Annotated in this window: 16 protein-coding genes and 1 tRNA gene; 7 read left to right on the top strand and 10 right to left on the bottom strand. The window is 51.4% G+C overall.

What is annotated here, in order from left to right; all coding sequences use genetic code 11:
* Positions 1–26: 26 nt before the first annotated feature.
* The 4 genes from DEV76_RS19070 to miaB are packed head-to-tail and all read right to left on the bottom strand — an operon-like array spanning position 27 to position 4,878.
* Complete coding sequence (locus DEV76_RS19070) at positions 27–1,625, bottom strand: hypothetical protein (protein ID WP_109699522.1); 1,599 nt, start codon at positions 1,623–1,625, stop codon at positions 27–29.
* 40 nt (positions 1,626–1,665) lie between these two features.
* Positions 1,666–2,199 (bottom strand): LptE family protein, encoded by a 534-nt coding sequence (locus DEV76_RS19075; RefSeq protein WP_109699523.1) that lies wholly within the window; start codon positions 2,197–2,199, stop codon positions 1,666–1,668.
* Positions 2,192–3,445 carry a sigma-54 interaction domain-containing protein gene (locus DEV76_RS19080; protein ID WP_109699524.1) on the bottom strand — a complete coding sequence of 418 codons (1,254 nt, stop codon included), beginning with the start codon at positions 3,443–3,445 and terminating at the stop codon, positions 2,192–2,194. Before DEV76_RS19080 ends, DEV76_RS19075 begins: the two co-directional genes overlap by 8 nt.
* Before the next feature lie 14 nt (positions 3,446–3,459).
* On the bottom strand, positions 3,460–4,878 hold the full coding sequence (gene miaB, locus DEV76_RS19085; protein WP_109699525.1) for a tRNA (N6-isopentenyl adenosine(37)-C2)-methylthiotransferase MiaB: 1,419 nt from the start codon (positions 4,876–4,878) through the stop codon (positions 3,460–3,462).
* Positions 4,879–5,381: 503 nt separating this feature from the next.
* Between miaB and DEV76_RS19090 the strand changes: the two genes are divergently transcribed.
* From DEV76_RS19090 to DEV76_RS19110, 5 genes are all read left to right on the top strand, one after another.
* Positions 5,382–9,101: a CBM96 family carbohydrate-binding protein gene (locus DEV76_RS19090; protein WP_109699526.1), complete on the top strand. Its 3,720-nt coding sequence runs from the start codon at positions 5,382–5,384 to the stop codon at positions 9,099–9,101.
* Between the two features lie 121 nt (positions 9,102–9,222).
* Positions 9,223–9,295: transfer RNA gene (locus tag DEV76_RS19095), tRNA-Gly, on the top strand.
* A gap of 924 nt (positions 9,296–10,219) precedes the next feature.
* A complete protein-coding gene (locus DEV76_RS19100) occupies positions 10,220–10,822 on the top strand; it encodes a hypothetical protein (RefSeq protein ID WP_109699527.1) in 603 nt (200 codons plus the stop codon).
* 95 nt (positions 10,823–10,917) lie between these two features.
* On the top strand, positions 10,918–11,520 hold the full coding sequence (locus DEV76_RS19105; protein WP_109699528.1) for a hypothetical protein: 603 nt from the start codon (positions 10,918–10,920) through the stop codon (positions 11,518–11,520).
* Positions 11,514–11,954 (top strand): energy transducer TonB, encoded by a 441-nt coding sequence (locus tag DEV76_RS19110; protein ID WP_109699529.1) that lies wholly within the window; start codon positions 11,514–11,516, stop codon positions 11,952–11,954. The genes DEV76_RS19105 and DEV76_RS19110 overlap by 7 nt, the downstream gene beginning before the upstream one ends.
* 933 nt (positions 11,955–12,887) lie before the next feature.
* Here the strand turns inward: DEV76_RS19110 and DEV76_RS19120 are convergent.
* The 4 genes from DEV76_RS19120 to DEV76_RS19135 form a co-directional block, all read right to left on the bottom strand.
* Positions 12,888–14,294 (bottom strand): hypothetical protein, encoded by a 1,407-nt coding sequence (locus tag DEV76_RS19120; RefSeq protein WP_157962996.1) that lies wholly within the window; start codon positions 14,292–14,294, stop codon positions 12,888–12,890.
* A gap of 161 nt (positions 14,295–14,455) precedes the next feature.
* Positions 14,456–14,968, bottom strand: coding sequence for a hypothetical protein (locus DEV76_RS19125; RefSeq protein WP_109699532.1), 513 nt, complete (start codon positions 14,966–14,968; stop codon positions 14,456–14,458).
* Positions 14,969–15,000: 32 nt separating this feature from the next.
* Positions 15,001–15,783 carry a (Fe-S)-binding protein gene (locus tag DEV76_RS19130; protein WP_109699533.1) on the bottom strand — a complete coding sequence of 261 codons (783 nt, stop codon included), beginning with the start codon at positions 15,781–15,783 and terminating at the stop codon, positions 15,001–15,003.
* 10 nt (positions 15,784–15,793) lie between these two features.
* Positions 15,794–17,083 (bottom strand): (Fe-S)-binding protein, encoded by a 1,290-nt coding sequence (locus DEV76_RS19135; protein ID WP_109699534.1) that lies wholly within the window; start codon positions 17,081–17,083, stop codon positions 15,794–15,796.
* 63 nt (positions 17,084–17,146) lie between these two features.
* On the opposite strand from DEV76_RS19135, the gene DEV76_RS19140 reads away from it, so the two are divergent.
* Positions 17,147–17,644, top strand: a complete 498-nt coding sequence (locus tag DEV76_RS19140) for a phosphoribosyltransferase family protein (protein WP_109699535.1) — start codon at positions 17,147–17,149, stop codon at positions 17,642–17,644.
* Between the two features lie 2 nt (positions 17,645–17,646).
* Here the strand turns inward: DEV76_RS19140 and DEV76_RS19145 are convergent, their stop codons facing one another.
* Together DEV76_RS19145 and DEV76_RS19150 are read right to left on the bottom strand one after the other, a co-directional pair.
* The gene (locus DEV76_RS19145) at positions 17,647–18,597 is read right to left on the bottom strand and encodes a DUF2279 domain-containing protein (RefSeq protein WP_109699536.1); all 951 of its coding nucleotides are present in this window, start codon (positions 18,595–18,597) and stop codon (positions 17,647–17,649) included.
* The gene (locus DEV76_RS19150; RefSeq protein WP_109699537.1) at positions 18,597–20,318 is read right to left on the bottom strand and encodes a phospho-sugar mutase; all 1,722 of its coding nucleotides are present in this window, start codon (positions 20,316–20,318) and stop codon (positions 18,597–18,599) included. The genes DEV76_RS19145 and DEV76_RS19150 overlap by 1 nt, the downstream gene beginning before the upstream one ends.
* A 97-nt stretch (positions 20,319–20,415) precedes the next feature.
* On the opposite strand from DEV76_RS19150, the gene DEV76_RS19155 reads away from it, so the two are divergent.
* On the top strand, positions 20,416–21,072 hold the full coding sequence (locus DEV76_RS19155) for a protein-L-isoaspartate(D-aspartate) O-methyltransferase (RefSeq protein ID WP_109699538.1): 657 nt from the start codon (positions 20,416–20,418) through the stop codon (positions 21,070–21,072).
* Positions 21,073–21,128 lie beyond the last annotated feature (56 nt).

The following is a 21,128-nucleotide window of genomic DNA, read 5'->3' on the forward strand; positions in this document are numbered from 1 at the left end:
GTTATCTACTTATTGTTAGTTGTTAGTTATTGTAATTCTTTAATCTTCTGCGCAAAGTACGCTTTTTTGGCCGGATTAAGCAAACTTAATTTTTGATAAACTGCGATGGCTTTTAAGGGCTGGCGCTGCATCACCCAGATCTCCGCCAGCGTCTCGGAAACGATGTCGTCGTTGAGGGTGATAGACTGTATGGCCATGGCTTCTACCCGTTCGGTTACCTCCGGGTCTTCGTCTTCATACAGCTTGTGTAAATGCTGATGGTACCAGTCTTTTGTGGCTTTCCCGGCGAAGTCATCCTTCAGTTGCCGGAGCCAGTCGGTGAAGCTTCTCATTTCAGCGGCGGCTTTGTCGGTCATGCTTTCTGCGTTGTTCGGCTCTTTCAGTTTTTTATAAGCGAAATAATCGTCTGTATACAGGGGTTGGAAGGTAAGCTCGGTTTCCTGTTCCGGCGCATCCATCGGGTGGATACGGATCGGTGCATCCGGTTCGTTCTCCGCGCTTTCTGCTGTTGCTTCTGCCGCAGGCGGTATCGCTATACCGGGCCCTTCAGGCGCCAGGCCCGTCGGCACTTCCACTTCCTCTTCTTCTACTTCCGGTTCATATTCCGCAGGTTCATGGTCGTGATGCGCGGCTTCATATACTGCCGGCTCATGCTCATGATGTGCTTCAGGAGCGGGAGGGATAGCAAGACCATGCCCTTCCGGTTCCATGCCCGTAGGCACTTCTATTTCCTCTTCTTCTATTTCAGGTTCGTATGCCAGCGGAGTTTCCGGACGCAGGGCGTCGTAATCTACCGATACAATATCATCCGGCACTTCGAGGTTACGTGCTGCGTCGAAGGCGGCTTTGTCTTCTTCCGCTTCGTAATCCACGGCCACGATAGTATCGGGCACTTCGAGGTTACGCGCGGCGTCAAAGGCGGCTTTGTCTTCTTCCGCTTCATAATCCACGGCCACAATATCGTCGGGCACTGCGAGGTTACGCGCAGCGTCAAAAGCAGCTTTGTCGGCTTCCGCTTCATAGTCTACCGCCACAATCTCATCCGGCTCAACGGCCGCAACTGGTTCGGCAGCAGTAAGGGCTTCCGCGGTGGCAAGGTCTTCAGCAGCCAGCTCATCGAGGATGGCCTGGTCTTCGTCGCTGATACCGTTATCGGAAAGGCGGGAGATGGGTTGTGGGAGTTCTGCCGGGGCTTCCAGCTCGGCGAGGAGGGTTTCTTCCTCTTCGTCCACTTCCGCTTCGAGGGTGTCGCTATGCAGTGCGGGAGTTTGGTCGGCCACGGCCTCCACATTGTCGATAATGGCCTGATCCTGATTATTTACCGCGTCCTGCACGGCTATTTCGGTAGCCTGCCAGCTGTCTGCCGGCACAGGGGCAGCCGCCTCGGGAGGGGCGCCTTCTGTGGCTATCTGGTAAAGGTATTGCGGGGTGCTGGTATACAGCTGGGCCGCTTTAAAAACCGGGGTATGGAAATCCGGTGTGTTATTGAATTGTTTCTGAGCCAGTAAAACCCGGGCGGCAGCGAAGTAGGGATACTGCTCCACCAGGCGCTCCAGCGCCTGCTGGTCTACGTTCCGCAGCTCTTCTTCATGAAATATATGATCTATAATCCTGTTAGCCGTCATGGCGCTAAAATATGAAAATAATGTCTAAATCAAAGAAAGGCTACCAGTTGGCATAGGCCCGGTTAAAAATATCGTCTACCAGGTTGGGAACAATCTCCTGCAGCAGCTGAGGCTCCGCTTCGTTGATGGTACGCTGGGCGTTAAAATCGGCCGAACGGGAAAACGACTGATTGGTAAACCCTTTCTTATCACCTATCCTTTTTATGAAGGTAACATTCACGGTGATCGTTAAACGGGCGGATGCAGGCTTATCGATATCGGTAACGGCGGAGTTGCTTACGGAATACCCGGTAATGGTACCGCGGAACTCATAATCTGCCTTCTGATCATTGGTTTGGGTAAGGCGTGTTTGGGCAAGTATCTTCTGGCGCAGCTTTTCGGTTACGTTCTGGCTCAGCTGCGGGTTATTCTGCGGGGCACGGTTTTCGAAAAAACGCACAAACACGGTTTTAGCCTCCGGGTCAATGGTAGCGCCGTTAGCGGAATATTTAATGGTGCATCCGCCGATGCCTGTCCACAACAGGGCAACGCCTGCCAGCATGGCAATGTATCTGAACATAGGTCGTTTATTCATGAATGTTATATTCCTTCAGTTTCCGGTATAAGGTACGTTCTGAAATGCCAAGATCGAGCGCGGCATCTTTTCTTTTCCCTTTATGCTTGCGCAGGGCCTTCTCAATCAGCTCTTTTTCTTTATCGGCGATAGACAAAGTTTCTTCCACCTCTTCGTGGTGATCGATAACATTGTCTTTCAGGATAATTGGCTGCTGCGGGGCAGGGGAGGAAATGATGTTGGGCGTTACCACCGGCGCCTCGTTCGGGGAATGGAAGCCGGAAATTGCCCCCGCATCCTGGAAGGAGGCCGACTGGGCGATATTGGGATTTTGCAGGATGTCGAAGAACATCTTCTTCAGCTCCGTCACATCTTTCTTCATGTCGAAGAATAGCTTGTACAGGATGTCCCTTTCATTCGAGAAATCGCCGTTGCTCTGATTATGCCCGCCGGGTGCCAGCATGGGCAAGCGGTTTACTGCAGGCTGCTCCGGCAGGAAGTGCCGCAGATCCGGACCGGTCACCAGTTTGTCGGGCGCCAGTACAGAAATCTGTTCCGCGATATTCTTCAGTTCCCGCACGTTACCCGGCCAGGGATAGTTGACGAGCAGCTCGCGCGCTTCATCATTCAGCTGAACGGAAGTGGTTTTGTATTTCTCCGCGAAATCCACAGCGAACTTACGGAAGAGCATATGAATGTCTTCCTTACGGTCGCGCAGCGAAGGCACGCGGATGGGAACAGTGTTAAGACGGTAGTAAAGATCTTCCCGGAACTTGCCCTGCTGGGTGCGCTCGAGGAGATCGCGGTTGGTGGCGGCAATCACGCGTACATCGGTTTTCTGTACTTTGGATGAGCCCACACGGATGTATTCACCCGTTTCCAGCACGCGCAACAGGCGTGCCTGTGTGCCGAGGGGCATTTCCCCGATCTCATCGAGGAAGATGGTGCCGCCGTTCACGGTTTCGAAATAACCCTTGCGGCTGTCTACCGCCCCTGTGAAAGACCCTTTCTCGTGCCCGAAAAGCTCGGAATCGATGGTGCCTTCAGGGATGGCGCCGCAGTTTACGGCTATAAAAGGATTGTGTTTGCGGGCGCTTAACGCATGAATGATCTGAGAAAATACTTCCTTGCCCACACCGCTTTCGCCGGAAATCAGCACCGTAAGGTCGGTATTGGCGACCTGTGCCGCTACCTGCAGGGCGTAGTTAAGCGCCTGCGAGTTGCCGATGATGCCGAAGCGGTTTTTTATGCTTTGAATATTGTCCATTCAGTTATGTTTTATCAGCAGCGCCCTATCACCGTGGCGATAAGGGTGCCTGCCGTACAGTCATCAATTCTTACCATCACGTATTCGCCTTTCTGCAGGTCGCCCTTGTCGAAAACGGCGACTTTATTCTGATCCGTACGGCCGAACAGCTGGTCGTCAGATTTCTTGGAAACGCCTTCCACGAGTACTTTCACGGTTTTACCCACTTCTTTCTGCATGCTTTCGTGGGAGTGCCCGCGGTGCAGTGCCACGATCTCTGCCAGCCTGCGCTTCTTCACATCTTCCGGTACATCGTCCGTATACCTCCTGGCGGCCAGGGTACCCGGGCGCTCGGAATAGGCGAACATATAAGCGAGGTCGTACCGGGCGTAATCCATGACAGACATGGTGTCCTGATGGTCTTCTTCCGTTTCGGTACAGAACCCGGTGATCACGTCGGTAGAAATGGCGCAGTCGGGGAGTATCTCGCGGATACGGTCTACCTTCTTCATATACCATTCCCTTGTATAGGTGCGGTTCATCAGCTGCAGGATGCGCGTGGAGCCGCTTTGTACCGGGAGGTGGATGTAGTTGCAGATGTTTTCATGGCGGGCCATGGCATGTAGCACTTCATCGGTGATATCTTTCGGGTGGGAAGTGCTGAAGCGCACGCGGAGGAGGGGGCTGATATTGGCCACTCTTTCCAGCAGGTGGGCGAAAGTGATGGTTTCATCACCCGCTTCGTCCATGTAATAATAGGAGTCCACATTCTGGCCCAGCAGCGTCACTTCGCGGTAGCCACGTTCAAAGAGATCGGTAGCTTCTGCGAGAATGGAATGCGGGTCGCGGCTGCGCTCGCGGCCACGGGTAAAAGGCACAACACAGAATGTGCACATATTGTTGCAGCCCCGCATGATGGAAACGAAAGCCGTAACCCCGTTGCTGTCGAGGCGTACGGGACTGATATCCCCGTAAGTTTCCTCCCGGCTGAGCAGTACGTTAATGGCTTTCTGGCCGGTACCTGCTTCCTCGATGAGGGAGGGAAGGGTGCGGTAAGCGTCCGGGCCGACCACCAGGTCAACCAGCTTTTCCTCTTCGAGGAACTTGGATTTGAGGCGCTCGGCCATACAACCCAGTACGCCTACGAGGAAGCCGGGCTTCTGCTGCTTGGTTTTCTTGAAGGTGGTAAGGCGCTGGCGAACGGTCTGCTCTGCCTTTTCGCGGATGGAGCAGGTGTTGAGCAGCACGAGGTCGGCTTCTTCCACGTTACGGGTGGCGCCGTAGCCCTGGGTATTGAGGATGGATGCCACGATTTCGGAATCGTTGAAATTCATCTGGCAACCATAACTTTCGATATAGAACTTTTTTGAATAGGTACGGGTATCTGCTGCCGCAGGAGCGATAGCTTCGCCCTGGCGGCTCTCATCATGTACTTTCTGAACTGTTTCCAGCATGCCTGTCAAAATTTAAGAACTGCAAACTTACATAAAAAAATGACAGAATGACAGGAAGAATCACGGTTAATAGGGGAGAAATACAGCCATTTAACAGTGTTTTCACTTAATTAACATACCGGGAGGGTTATAACAGACCCCTTATTCCTTCAGTGAACCTTCAGTCATCCTTCAGTGATCCTTCAGTCAAACACCCTCAAACCTGTACCACCACTGAACACCACTGAAGGATCACTGAAGGATGTCAGTAGGATGTCAGCAGGTTTTGAAAAGACTTATTTGGTATTATGCAAACGGTTGCATAATTTAGAATAGTGTTGATCCTGTAAAGAAGAGCGCACCGGTCCGGATAGCAACACCCTAATGCTACAACTATATGCTGATTTGAATAAAACCCTGCCCGGAAAGAACTGATCCCGTTATGAACCGTTAGCTGAAATGCCCGCAGGAGCCTTGGTTTCCCACTATGCTCTATTGTTAACAATCATAAAACCCGATCCCTTATGACGAAAACTGTTCCCAACAGATTCCGGCGGTATTCCATCGCCCTGCTCGCTTTATTTCTTTCCTTCTTAATGCAATCGTATGCACAAACCCTGCCCGCTAACTTCTCCAGGGTCAGCGTTACGGCAGGGCTCACCGGTCCCACCTCCTTCGCCCACCTGCCCGACGGCAGGATCCTCATTTGCCAGCAAAACGGCCAGCTGCGGGTATTTAAAAACAATGCCCTCCTCAGTACTCCGGCCGTTTCCCTGTCCGTAAACACCAGCGGCGAAAGAGGCCTCATCGGTATTGCGGTAGACCCTGCTTTCAGTACCAACAGCTACATCTACCTGTATTACACCGCTTCTTCCGGTCCGCATAACCGGGTGAGCCGCTTTACCATGAACGGCGACCTGGCGCAGTCGGAACTGGCCTTGCTGGACATGCCTACCCTCAGCGCCATTTACCACAACGGCGGCGGCCTTGCCTTCGACAATACCGGTAAACTGCTCATTGCCACCGGCGATAACAAGGTTGGCGCCAACTCCTCGAACCTGGACAGCTACCTCGGTAAAGTGCTCCGCATCAATACCGATGGTACCGTACCCTCCGGCAACCCCTTTACGGGCGGCGCCCAGCGCAGCAGGGTATGGGCTTACGGCCTGCGCAACCCCTTCACCATCGCCACAGATCCCGTAAGCGGTAAAATCTATGTGAACGATGTGGGCGAAGCCACCTGGGAAGAAGTGAACGACGCTACTGTTAGCGGCCGCAACTTCGGCTGGCCCACCAAAGAAGGGATGTGTACATCCGGCTGTACAGGCTTTACCAATCCCATCTATGTATACGCCACCAACCGGGATGCCAGTCCGCCTAACGGCCAGGGCTGCGCCATCAATGGCGGTACTTTCCTGAACAGCACGGGAAGCAACTGGCCTGCAACGTATCACGGCAAATACTTCTTCCTCGATTACTGCGGCTCCTGGATCGATTATATCAATCCCGCTTCACCATCCACCCGCAACAGTTTCGGAACCGGCCTCAGCGATGAGCTCACTACCATGAAGCAGGGCACGGATGGCAACCTGTATTTCCTCCGCAGGGCTAACAATACGCTGTATAAAATCATCTATACCGGCAGCGCTGCACCCGTTATCACCTCGCAGCCGCAAAGCATCACCGTACCACAGGGTGGCAACGCCACCTTCACGGTAACTGCTACCGGAACGCCTGCGCCCACTTATCAGTGGAGGAAAGGCACTGCCAATATTGCCGGGGCTACGGCTGCATCTTATACGATCAGCAATGTACAGCCCGCCAATGCCGGCAGTTATAACGTAGTAGTCACCAACTCCGCCGGTACTGTAACCAGCGCCAATGCAACCCTCACCGTGTCTGCCCCCAATACCCTGCCTGCAGCTACCATTCTTACTCCGGCCAACAACTCGGTGTTCCGCGGTGGGGATGTGATTCAATACAGCGGTTCGGCTACTGATGCAGAAGATGGTACATTACCAGCTTCAGCTTTTGTATGGTGGGTAGATTTCCATCATGCCAACCACCACCATCCCGGTCCTGCACTTACTCCCGGCGCCACTTCGGGCAGCTTCCCCATTTCCACACAGGGCCATACCGAAACCGATATCTGGTACCGGCTGTACCTTGAAGTGACGGACGCGCAGGGCGGGAAAGACACCTCTTATATCGAGATCTTCCCCGTAACTACAGACATCACACTGCAAACCGTTCCCGCAGGGCTCACCATCACGCTGAACGATATCCCGTATGTAACGCCGCATGTACAGAATTCACTTTCCGGCATGGTAAGGCCAATGGCTGCGCCCAGCCCGCAAACGCTCAATGGTACCACTTATGTTTTCGATTACTGGGAACATGGCGGAACAAGGGAGCAGAACATCACTGTAACCGATAATCCCGCCACTTATAAAGCAGTATTCAAAACCGCACCTGCGCCCATCAACCTCGCACCGGTGCACGATGCTTATGTGCGCGACGGTACCAACGCGGCCATCACGCATGGCACTACAGATTCTACGTTGCTCATCACCAAAGTATCTCCCGCAGGGCAGCTCAACAATGCCCGCGAAAGCTACCTGCAGTTCGATCTGAGCAGTATAACTGATCCGCTTGCATCTGTAGTACTGAAAGTGTACGGTAAGCTGGACCTCACCACCGTGCCCTCAGTAGGTGTAGGTGCATATTCCGTAGCCAACACTACCTGGACGGAAAACACGCTCACCTGGAACAACAAACCCGCTACCAGCGCAAACCCTCTGGCTACCGTAACCGTCAGCAATACGGCATTCGCTTATTACCATTTCGATGTAACGGCGTATGTGCAGGCAGAAAAAGCCGCAGGCCGCAACAAAGTATCGTTTGCTTTGAAGAGCCAGGCAGCGCATGATCCGCGCATCTTCTGGAATGCCAGCGAATTTGGATCAAATGGTCCGCAGCTGACGGTCATCACACAGGGTGGCGGAACCGAACCGCCCTGCGATCCTGTAACCGCCAGTGGTAACGATGGCAACGTACCGGCCAATGTGCTGGATAATAACCTCGCCACCCGCTGGTCTATGCAGGGCGATGGGGAATGGATCGCTTTCTGCCTGGGTGATACGCTCAACGTAACCGCAGTACAGATCGCGTTCTACAGTGGTGATGTGCGCTCATCCAACTTCGATATACAGGCGGGGAACGATGGCAGTACCTGGACTACGGTATCCGCCAACCGGAGCAGCAGCGGCACATCACTGGCGCTGGAAACATTTAATATCCCGACCACGCAGGCCAAGTACATCCGCATCCTCGGTCATGGCAACAGCGTGAACTTATGGAACAGTTACACCGAAGTAAAATTCGTAACCGGCGGCGGTGGCGGCACAGTGGAAACACCGCTTACTGCCATCCACGACGCATATGTCCGCAATGGAACTAATGCCACCGTGACGCATGGCACTACCGATCCCAATGCGCTTATCGTGAAGCTGAATAGTAGTCCTACAGCTGGAAACGACCGCATCACTTATCTCACCTTCAACACTGCTGGCATTACCGGCACAGTGAGCAATGTGAAGATCAGGCTGTTTGGCGGGCTTACTGACAACCGCAGCGCCAACATACCCGTCAGCGCCAGCAGCGTAGCCACTACCACCTGGACGGAAAGCACCCTTACCTTCAACAACAAACCCGCTGCAGGTACAACTGCACTGGCCTCCGCTACGATTACTGATTCGGTACCCCGTTTCTACAATTGGGATGTTACCAGCTATGTAAACGCGGAAAGAGCGGCTGGCAGGAACACCGTATCATTCGCCATACAAGCCACGGCGGTATCCACGCCTATCCTGAGCTTCCGGTCAGATGAAGCAGGGGGTAATGTTCCGCAGCTGATCTTCACGCATACGCAATCCCTTGCGCCTGCAGCTATTGCAGCCGGCAAGCTCCCTGAACAGGAGCAGACTGCCAGCGCAGTGCTGCATAGTTTCCCGAGTCCCTTCCGCGATGTATTGTTAGTAACCTATTCGCTGAAAAAGGCAGGGCGTGTGCAGCTGGCATTGTTTGATATGCAGGGCAGGGAAGTGGCCCGTCTGGCCGATGGCGTGCAGCCTGCGGGCCAACACCGTACGAGCTTTGCTACCGGCAAACACCCCGCCGGTATCTACATCCTGAAACTGACCCACGGCAATAAAGCCATCACCCAAAAACTGATGAAAGAATAACACCAAAGCGGCAGCACACCCATGTGCTGCCGCTATTAAATTTTTGGATGTGGATATTTGTTATCTAATTCCAAACAATTGTATATTTGTTTCCCTTCCGGAGAAATCGAGGGAGGGAAAAGCGGGAATAGCTCATTTGGTAGAGCATCAGCTTCCCAAGCTGAGGGTGGCCGGTTCGAGCCCGGTTTCCCGCTCAATAGAAAAGCAAACGTTTAACGGCGTTTGCTTTTTTTGTTTTACTGGTTTCTCCTGGTTTAAACCGTAGATTTTTCAGGTTTCGAAAGCTTCTAACACTAAAGTAACTCCCCTTGAAAATTATGCTGCCTCATTGCATTGGTCTTTCGTTGTTCCGCAAACTGTGATGCAATGGTATTAGATATTCTCCAATCAATCTGCCAATTGTGATGGTGCGTTTTTTGTACTTTTAACCTCAACAGGATGTCTATGTTCTGGCAATCTAAGCTGCCATTTCTTATTTAAATCCGGCCAGGGAGGGGGATCTTGTGCCATCGCAGCGGCAGTTACTCTTTACGCCCGGTGCCAGAACCCGGTTATTGTATAGGGCAATTGGCCATAAGACTACGTGTGTTTTGCCGTAAGTTATTCATTATCAATATTTGTTATCCCGTATATTGTAAGGCATAGCTCCTCACTGCCAACCATTACCATGGGCTGCAGGTGTCCATCTTACCTATACTCCACCTGCCATCAGCTATACTTTAAAGCGGGATCAAGTCCACCTCAAGTCCACCTCATGTCCACCTCAAGACCGCCTTATCGACGCGTTTAATTGCTATTTCACCAGTAGTTGCTTTCTGTTAGACTAAGAGATAACTGCTTCTAATAAGGATGTAATAAGGATGTAATAAGCAATTTGTATGCATGTTCCGGCTTGTTGCAAGCATTGAATAAGCTTTTGAGTGCTTTCTGAATGTATATCAGGCATCCATCACCTCCGGTAAAGTAAAAAGCCATTGCCATTAATTCATTAACCTCAGCTATACAGCCTTATCCGGTAATATCATGCATTTACGTTAAATTAGGATAGCCAAAACCCTGTTGCAAGAATGGCTTGCCACAGCACAACAACTTACTATCATCCCGTTTAATGAAATACCATGCCCCAGTCTGCCAATAATTTCCATATAGCAGAAACCCCGGTAGCCGTGGAACTCTGGTTTCATAAACAGTTCCGCCACTGGTTCGATCTGTGCTGCTCCCTGATATTCACTGCCTGTGCAGCCTGGATTACTTGGCTTATTTTCCGGAATGGAGTATCCGTCTTATCATGGGGGCCACTGGTATTGGGAGGCTTCCTCATCTTCGCAACGTTCCTGCTGGCAGCGGATACAATATCCCGGCTGATCGTTCCATCGGGAAGGATGTTATGGATAGACAAACAAGCCCGCTCCATCACTATTCGTCCATCCATTTTCCAGACACGTACATACCCGCTGAAGGAAGTAAGTCAGCTTACATCAGGGAACCGCTCTGTGAGGATATCCTTTCTGCACTATATGCGCAAACCCGTTCCCCGTACCCTGCGGCTTAGACTGAAAAATGGTACCACCGTGAACCTGGCGCATCTTTCCACCACCAACATCATTAACCTGGGAAACAGGCATCCCAGAATGGAGGCGATTAAACAGGCGAAGAAAGTAGCCGTGGAATTGAACAGGCATATTCAGCTGTTGAATGAAGGAGCTGCATTTGTGAAGTGAGGTGTTATTTGCCGTAAAGGACGATCCTCCATATGGTTCGGTTACTATTTTACAACGATTTGATGTAAATTGATTTCCATACCGGCAACCAGCTTATGACAAAGCGCTTCGACAACTTTCGTATTACCGATACCCCCACTTCCGTGGGGCTTATTTTTTATAAATCGCTTAAAGACTGGCTGGATACCCTCCGTTCCCTTGTATTGTGGGGCGCTGTGGCCTGGCTTGCATACTTTTGCCTGCGTTCAGGACTGAAAGATATGAAATGGCTCTACCTGTTGCTGGGAGCCGTATTTGCCTTCGGAACGATCCTGTTGGGCAGAGGCGCACTGGCCAGACTGTTCAAGCCCATGGGGCAGATCCTCACCATCGATAAGCTCACAGGCATCCTTTCCATCCGCAGAACCATTTTCCGCACCCTCACATATGATATAAACGAAATCATTGGATTACTCGTAACAGGCGCACCCACCAAACGCTTCGGGAAAGACGGTGGCGGCACAGCTGCTCACTGTACCATCCAGCTTCGCATGAAAGGAGGGGAGGTAATCCACCTGCTGGATGTGAATACGAATATGGTAGTAGATCTTGACTCGCGTGCTGTGGAATCAGAAGTATACATCCGCGCTAAGAAAATTACTATGGAACTGAACAGGATACTGAAAGTGAAGTATACGTGGGAGGGCTTCAAATGCTAAGAATCTTCTTAATCGCAATACTGATATCGGTTAATGCCGCATCTGCATGGTCGCAGCAGGTAGTGACGGATGATAGCTGTAAGGGTACATACGACTCCCTCTATGGCGGACCCGTATTTCTTTTTGTAAATGAAATGCCCGTATATCCAGGAGGAGATTATGGCCAGGTTAAATTCTTCAACGAACATTTCCGCTACCCGGTGCGGGAGGAAACTTACCAGACAAGGGTAGCAGTCAGTTACTTTGTAACCCCGGCCGGGAAAATTGTTCACCCACATATTTCAGGTAAATCACCAAAAGAATACACACTCGTAGATCAGGAAGCCATCCGCGTAATTAAACTAATGCGCCGCTTTAAACCGGGTAAATGTAACGGGCGTAAAGTTGCGGTGATGATGACGTACCGGGTGAGTTGCATGATACTGCAGGAGTAATTTGTATGGATAATGAATGAAATCTTTATATTTTTCTTTATGCCTATTATCTTATATTTCGCGTTGTTATGGAAACCGAAATACGGAGAGAGTAATAAAAGCGCTGCTCCGATAGAGTATCTGCCTCCAATTGTAAAAGATAGTACTGCTCAATAACTATATTTTTTCCACTGTGTCAATTATGGGAATATTAAAGAAGTATGTTGGTTTGCTGCCGTTGCTGATTTTTACTTATCAGCTCTGTAATTGTATTTATGTCGTAAGTACATCTAATGTTGCTCTTAGTTACGAGCATTATATAGGGTTTGGATGCATTGCTATGGCCTGGATGAGCCTGTTTCTGGGCTTGCGGTTGTTCCGGTTTGTTGTGCTTTTGATGTTGTTTCTAAGTGCCTTCGCAGTGGCTGGATATACACCAGTTCTAGTTGTTTATAAATTTGGAGCTTCAGTAAATAGAATTGGATTTAACATCCAGTTTCAAGACTATTGCCTGATTTTGGCTGTTGTATTTGTTGTATTAAGTTGGAGTTACCTGAAGACAGAAGTGCAGAATCTACTGCATTTCATTAAAGTACGGCGAGTTCGGAATAGTACTTTGGCATCAGATGAGACAGACTAAAAAACAAAGCGCCCCAAAAGAGGCGCTCGCATGTGTTCGCTCTGTAAGCATGGTTTCCCAACGGAAACCGGCAGCCGTGTTAGCTGTAATCCCATTGGTGACTGCCGGTATGCAGTAAGCCGCTGCACAACACTAAACTACTACATGCACCCTCTGCTTTTAGCCGTACTTTTTCGCGATTGAAATAACCGGTAGTAATACTCAAATGATAAAGGCCGCCCGGAATGGACGGCCTTTTTTTGTGGTTTTACTCGAACGGATGTACGTACGGGTTTGCTTCGAAGGGATATGATCGGGTATGAAAAAGAATTTATTTAAAGGGGGATGTGCCAGGAAAGACTAATACTCTTTGAGGTTTTGTCACACTCACTGGTCATGTGATAGGCGGTGAAAGTAGTAGATCCTTCGAGTACTGTTCCTGGTGTGGTTCCCCATGTGGCATAATTAATCTTGCCACTTGAAGGTTTCATGGTATGTGCATCACAATCGTGGTAACCTGAAACCCAGTCCTGCTCAAAGATATTCACCGAAACAATAGCTCCACCGGGGAAGCCTATGCCGAAAGGATAGCTTCCTGACTTAGCAACGGGGTTGCCTTTTCCTAATACCACCGCTGCGGAAACGAGTATTTCACCAACACCATCAATAATAGACGAGCCTCCTATGCCAAACGTTTTGCTGCCGGCTGATCCGCCAACAATTTCTCCTTTCACATAGTATTCCTGGCCGTTAATACCCACCTTTATCCAGGCGCGGAGCAGCGAAATCTGCTCCCGGAGATACATTTTACCTCCATTCCTTACACCACCGGGTACCTTAGGGTCAATAATAGGAGGGATCTCCGTCAGTGTTACCTGCACAATAGCATAATCGTCTGTGAGGGTAGCGGGAGCCGTATATTTAGCAGTGGATTTAACCTGATTGGTAACCGCGATCGTACCGGGGCCTTCAATGATCAGCCAGTTTTCAATTACAGGATTCTTTTTGGATACGATGTAATAATTGTAGCCATTGTTCTCGAAATTCGGAACTAGTGGCGCCAGCAATACTTCGTCCGGGTCAGTGACTCTCTTGGCTGAGGCGAGATAACCCACTCTTATTTGGGTGGATTCCCCGGCATCCAGCGCATCATCATCAGCAAAAAGCATGAATTTCTCAAAGAACTCAAACAGGCTGAAGCTGGATTTCTCCACCGTCAGTGTCCCTTCATCCTTATCAAGGGCAGTAGGCAATGCAATCCACTGTCCGGTTGCCTCATCACGGGAGGCCACCTGCAATGCATCGGCATTATCATCGAACACGTCCATGTCGTAGTTCATAGTGATCTTCACCGGCTTGTTGAACTTTACACTGTGCGGCAGCAGCTCGTAGCTGGTCTTTTCCGCACGCTTCTGCAGGGTGTTTTCCACCGGACGGATACTAAACGTGGTGGCAGCCGCCACAGCACCTGCAGGCACTTCTATGGCTATGTTCCCGTCTTCACTGGCAAGGGTACCACCTGCAGGGCCTATTACAGCCGTTACGGTATTCCCGGTGGGGGCGGCTTTAGGTGTTACCAGCAGTTTCATATCTGCCGGGATTTCAGTAAAGGGACCAGGCTTCTCACCCGGACCATTATCTTCTTTAGGGTTCTTTTTACAGGAACCTGTAATCAGTAATAATGTAAAGAGAATAGCTGCGGGCATTCTGTTACGCAGAATTGCGGATGTGGGACTAAGCATGTTGTGAAGCATTATTGTAACACAAAATTATCACCACGGGAAAGGGGGAATGCCAGTACTATCTCTCAATTTTTTTCTGAGTAATTGTACTTATCAGCATAAAAACAAGGCGCAGCCCCTGATGGGAGCTGCGCCTGCAGAAAATAATATCTGTAAATGGATCAGGCCGTTTGCCTGATGCGCTGCATCACCCAGCTGTCTTTCAGCGGAATGAGCCATTTCGTTTCCATCTCGCCTTTGGTAAGTACGGTATTGTTGAGATAGAGGGTGTCTTTGGTGATATACCCTTTTTCCAGTGCGTAGGCTACCTGTTGCAGGGGCAGCAGCTGGAAGGAGTCTTTCACGATGAAGCCCAGCAGCAGGCGGTCGAACAGGTTCACTTCGTACTGGCGCTCGATGCTTTTGATGATCCTTACCGAACTATCGGTACTGCAGCCGCTTACATGCGTCTCTGACTCATCGGCGATCAGCACGATCACCTGGCCCAGCAAAAGCTTGCCCCATCCCTTAACGGGAGTGCCGTGGGCGTTCCACTGGCTGGTGAACTGGTGGAGCTGTTCTTCTATCTCCAGCGTTTCCTGTTCGCTGAAAGGACGGTTGCTCTGGTATATCCAAACCCGGGATTCGGGGGCGAAGCCGGCGGGTAGCTGTTGTATGATGTTATTTGGTTCCATACTGCAAATTTACGGAATCGGGGGCAAAAGGGCTATTCCTGCATGTCCCGGGCTATCATTTCGGCAATATCCAGCACTTTTACGCTGTCTTCCTTACCGGTTTCTTTTACCCCGTCAGACAGCATGGTCATGCAGAAGGGGCAGTTGGAGGCGATTACTTCGGCGCCGGTGTCTACCGCTTCACGGCCACGCTCGAAGTTGATGCGGGTGGTGCCTTTTTCTTCTTCCTTGAACATCTGGGCGCCACCGGCTCCACAGCAAAGGCCGCGGCTGCCGCAGCGCTTCATTTCCACCAGTTCGGCATCAAGGGCTTCCAATACGGCGCGGGGGGCTTCGTAAATGCCATTGGCGCGGCCAAGGTAGCAGGAGTCGTGGTAGGTGATCTTTTTACCCTTGAAGCTGCCGCCTTCCTTCATTTTAATGCGGCCGTCGTTGATAAGCTGCTGGAGGAAGGTGGTATGATGGACAACCTCGTACTGGCCGCCCAGCTCGGGATATTCGTTTTTCAGGGTGTTGAAGCAGTGGGGGCAGGCGGTCACGATCTTCTTCACGCCATAGTTGTTCAGCACCGCGATGTTGTTATATGCCATCATCTGGAAGAGGAACTCGTTTCCGGCGCGGCGGGCAGGATCGCCTGTGCAGGCCTCTTCTTTACCCAGTACGGCAAAGCGGGTACCGGTGCGGGTGAGGATCTCCGCAAAGGCGCGGGTTATCTTTTGAGAGCGCTGGTCGATGCTGCCGGCACATCCTACCCAGAAAAGTACTTCGGGCGTTTCGCCTTCCGCAAAATATTCGGCCATGGTCTTGATCTGCATACTCATAAGTTTAAGCGTGTATCCATGCGTCCCGTTCGTCCGGCGAGGATTTCCAGGGGGCCATGTTGTTTTCTATATTGGAGAACATCAGCGTCCATTCCTGCGGCGCGCTGGACTCTTCCATCACCAGGTGTCTGCGCATCTGCAGAATGATATCCAGCGGATTGATGCTCACAGGGCATTCCATCACACAGGCGTTGCAGCTGGTGCAGGCACGCAGCTCTTCTTCCGTGATATAATCGCGCAGGAGGGTTTTATCCTGCTCTCCACGGCTCAGCGCTTCCGAACGGTCGCGCGTTTTCATCATAATGAGGCGGGGGGAGAGGGCTTTGCCGGTTTGCGTAGCCGGACAGGCAGCAGAACACCGGCCGCATTCCGTACAGGCATAAGCATCGAGCAGGTTCTTCCACGTAAGGTCGGCCACATCTTTGGCACCGAACTTAGGTACCTCGGTGCCTGTGGGCTCGGTAGGGGCCATTTCCGGCTGCATGGCGTATAATACTTCCTGCTGGATGGCAGGCATATTTTCCATCTTTCCTTTAGAATCCAGCCGCGCAAAATACGCGTTGGGGAAAGCGAGGATGATATGCAGGTGCTTCGACCAGGTGAGGTAGTTCAGAAAGCCGAGAATACCGAGGATATGGAGCCACCAGGCGCCTCTTTCGATGGCTGTGAGGGTGGAGTCGGACATGCCTTCAAACAGCGGCTGGAAGGCCCCTGTTACCCAAAAGCTCCCGGTTACGGGGTAATGGGCTGCACCGCGCGTTTGCAATACCCCGTCGGCCGTATTCATGGTGAGAAACAACAGCATGAGCACGATCTCGGTGATGAGGATGTAATTGGCATCGGAGCGCGGCCAGCCATCGAGGTCGCGGCTGATGAAGCGTTTCAGTTTCAGGATATTACGGCGTACGAGGAAGATGGCGCAGGATACTGCTACCAGTACCGCCAGAATCTCGAAGCAGCCGATCAGTACATTATACAACGATCCGAGGTAAGGGGCAAAGATGCGGTGCGTTCCGGCCAGCCCGTCGATCATAATCTCCAGGATCTCCAGGTTGATGATGACGAAGCCCGCATACACGAAAAAGTGCAGCACGGCCACCAGGGGATTGCGGAACATCTTCTTCTGCCCGAAAGCCAGCAGCAGCAGGTTGTTCCAGCGGCGGGCAGGCTGGTCAGACAGGTCTATATCCCTCCCCAGCATGATACTGCGGCGGATGCCGGCAGCCCTCCGGCTGAAAAAATAAATGGCAGCGGCCAGGGCTGCGAGAAAGAGCAGTTGCGAAACAATTTGCATATCCTTGATTTGACCGGTTGTTGTCGCAATTTATGTATTTTTACGGCTGAACAATCTTTATGTATGGAAAATAGGAACGTCATCCTCACCCGGGAAGTAATTGAAAAGAAGATCGAACGCATCGCATACGAGATATACGAGCACAATTACGACGAGCCATCCATCATACTCGCCGGTATCTGGGACCGTGGTTCCCTCATCACCCGCAAGATTGCAGAACACCTCCGCCGCATCGCCCCGTTTAAGATCGAAGTCATGGAAATAAAGCTCGATAAACAGGCCCCCGGCGAAATAACCCTCTCCGAACAAATCGATTTCAATGGCAAAGTGATCGTAGTAATCGATGATGTAGCCAACTCCGGCCGCACCATGCTCTATGCCATCAAACCCATCCTGGAATATCTTCCCAAAAAGATACTCACCGCCGTGCTGGTAGACCGCCGGCATAAATCCTTCCCGCTGTCTGTCGACTTTGTGGGCTACAGTCTTGCCACCACTCCGCAAAATATGGTGATGGTAGATGTGGAAGGAGAGGAGATCGCCTCCGCTTACCTCGTATAATATCAGAAATGGAAAGCATGTGCCCGAAGCCTGCCGCCACTGGTGAGTTCCAGTGCGGGAGCGGGTATCTTGATCATGTTCAGTGCCTGTAGCAGCACTTTCACACCCTTGCGCCGTGTGGGGATGCGCGTAAGGTCTATGTCGGGCGACAAATAAAATTGCCGTACCCGGCGGATGTGTGTGTAATTGACGGGCTTCCCTTCATTGTCTTCCCATGCATTCTCAAATGCATCATACATCCCGTCGGCGCCATATCCGAATGCGATGTTCAGCCATTTTGGGAAATTCTTTTCAGGGAAGAAGGCTGCGAGGCGGAGGGATGCCCAATAGGTTTGTCCGTTGTAATCTTTCAGTACCTGCTCCAGCGCATTTACACCGTAGATACCATTTGCCCGTTGTTTTAAAACAGGATCGGGGTAGCGTACCGGCGACCAGGAGAATTTAAACTGGATACGCTGTTCGTTCCATAACAGTTCCTGCCCGATCATAGCGGCGGAGCCGATGGTATTGGCGGCTACATCCGACCAGGAGAAGCCCCAGTTGGCAGAGCTGCCGTCCAGCACTTCGATGACAGACTGGTATGCGAAACCGCTGAGCCCGCCGATCCAGATCTGTTGCTTACGCGGAAGGCCCGACCAGCGCCACAGTTCCCTGCTTAGTTTGGAATAAGCGTAGGCGGAAAACACATGGCCGGCTTTGTCCATCTGCAGCCATTCACCGGCATCGTTATAGAAATGGAATGGCTGCCGGGGATACCCTTTGTACCAGTACTTGTTAAGTACCAGCAGGGAGCCGGAATAAGCAGCAACGGTACCCGCCCCGAGCGCCCAGACCCTGGCCGGAACGGTGGTGTCCGGAAGATCGAAGAACCCCGTACGCCGGGGTTCCTGAGCGGATACCGTGCTGTAAAAGAATATAGATGCAAGGTGCAGTGAAACGACCCTGAGGCGCATTACAATTGCATGTCGTGAATGATGTTGGTCACCTTCGCGTCCAGCTTCTGCTCAACTCTTTCCAGGTCGGCCACGCTTTCGAGCGGCTCGGATACACTGAAGTAGAATTTGATCTTAGGCTCTGTACCGGAAGGGCGTGCAGAAATGCGGCTGCCATCTTCCAGCAGGAACTGGAGTACGTTGGATTTCGGAAGTTCGAGTGCAGCTTTCTCACCGGTAGCCAGCGTAGTTACATGTTGCAGCTCATAGTCGAAGATCTTCACCACTTTAGACCCGTTGATCACTGCCGGAGGGTTCTCGCGGTAGCGGGTCATCATGGCGGCAATCTCTTCCGCACCTTTCATGCCTTTTTTAGTGATGCTGATGAGGGATTCTTTATAGAATCCGTAACGGAGGTAAATATCGATCAGCTGCTCGTACAGGCTGCGCCCTTCGTTTTTGGCGTAGGCGGCCATTTCGCAGATCATGGCTACGGAAGCAATGGCGTCTTTATCACGCACATTATCGCCGATCATATAACCATACGATTCTTCCCCGCCGCAAACGAAGTTCTCGGTGCCTTCCTTGGTGCGGATGAGGTCAGCGATCCATTTGAAGCCGGTGAGGGTATTATAGCAGTTGATCTGGTTGCTGGCGGCAAACACATCAATGAGGTCGGAAGTAACGATGGTTTTGCAGATGTAATCGTTGGGTTTGGAAAGCCCTTTCCGCTTGCGTGCTTCCACGATGTAATTGAAGAGCAGCACGGCGGTCTGGTTCCCGTTGAGGAGGATCCATTTGCCGGTATGGTCTTTCACGGCGATGCCCACACGGTCGGAGTCGGGGTCGGTACCGAGCAGGATGTCGGCATCCAGCGCAGCGGCTTTCTTCAGGCCGATGCTCATGGCTTCCGATTCTTCCGGGTTAGGATATACTACAGTAGGGAAGTTGCCATCGGGCTTAGCCTGCTCTTCCACGATATGTACGTTGGTGAAGCCGAAGCGTTGCAGGATCTCGGGAACGAGCGTGATACCGGTACCATGGATGGGGGTATAAACAATTTTAAGATCGTGCTGCGCTGCTACTGCATCAGGCGATACGCTGAGGCCTTTCAGCATGCTGAGATAAGCTTCGTCGAGTTCTTTGCCGATGAGGGTGATGTTCTGCTCCCATCCGGCCCATTTCACTTCGCCGATGCCATTGATCTTCTCTACTTCCTTGATCACGTTTTTATCGTGGGGAGGCACCAGCTGGGCGCCATCGTTCCAGTAGGCTTTATAGCCGTTGTATTCGCGGGGGTTGTGAGAAGCGGTGATAACGATACCGCCCTGGCAGCCCAGGTGGCGGATGGCGAAGGAAAGCTCCGGCGTAGGCCGCAGTGCTTCGAAAAGGTATACTTTAATACCGTTGGCTGCCATTACGTTGGCGGTAACCTCCGCGAAGAAGCGGCTGTTGTTCCGGCTGTCGTGCGCTATGGCTATTTTAACACCATCGGGGAAAGACTGGTTCAGATAGTTGGCAAAACCCTGCGTGGCCATCCCTACGGTATATTTGTTCATACGGTTGGTGCCAACGCCCATAACGCCGCGAAGTCCGCCTGTGCCGAATTCGAGGCTGCGGTAAAATGCGTCGGTCAGTTCTTCCGGGTTTTCTTTAATGAGTTTTTCAATGCTAGATACGGTATCAGCATCATAGCCACCTTGCAGCCATTGTTCTGCTTTGCTGAGAATGTTTGCGTCCATGTTGTGAATTAACTTTAGAGGGCTTATTGACTAAAAACGGAATGTAAAATAAGGAGAAAAAGGGAATTACGGGGGTAATGGTTATTTTTGCGGTAATATGAGGCGGTACGAAGACAACTACAAACAAAAAGGACTACGCAGACAATTGGTTGACAACATCAGAAGAAAAGGTATTACTGACGAGAACGTACTGGCTGCCATCAACAACATTCCCCGGCATTATTTCCTGGATACCGCGTTCGAAGGGATCGCGTATGAAGACAGGGCATTTCCGATCGGGGAAGGGCAAACGATATCGCAGCCTTATACAGTGGCCTACCAGTCGCAGCTCCTCGAAGTAAAACCATTTGAGAAGATCCTCGAGATCGGGACAGGAAGCGCCTACCAGGCCTGTGTGCTGGGTGAACTGAAAGCGAATGTCTACACCATCGAACGGCAAAAGAAACTGTTCGACCTGGTCAAGCTTTTTCAATTCAAATCCAAATATCCCACCCTCCGCTTTTTCTATGGAGACGGATATGAAGGCTTGCCTACCTATGCCCCGTTCGACAAAATACTCGTTACGGCGGCAGCTCCCCAAATCCCCGAGAAACTGCTCAAACAGCTCAAGATCGGCGGTAAAATGGTTATCCCCGTTGGCGGTGGCGATGTACAGCGTATGCTCCGCATCACCAAAGTGGCCGACGATAAGTTCGAGGAAGAGATCTTCGACGATTTCTCCTTCGTGCCTATGCTGGCAGGCAAAAACAGCTGAGCCATAAAGGAATTATGAAAAAGGCTGACAGTCGCACCGGCTGTCAGCCTTTTTTT

It is taken from the genome of Chitinophaga deserti (assembly GCF_003149455.1).
In the GTDB taxonomy this organism is placed as follows: domain Bacteria; phylum Bacteroidota; class Bacteroidia; order Chitinophagales; family Chitinophagaceae; genus Chitinophaga; species Chitinophaga deserti.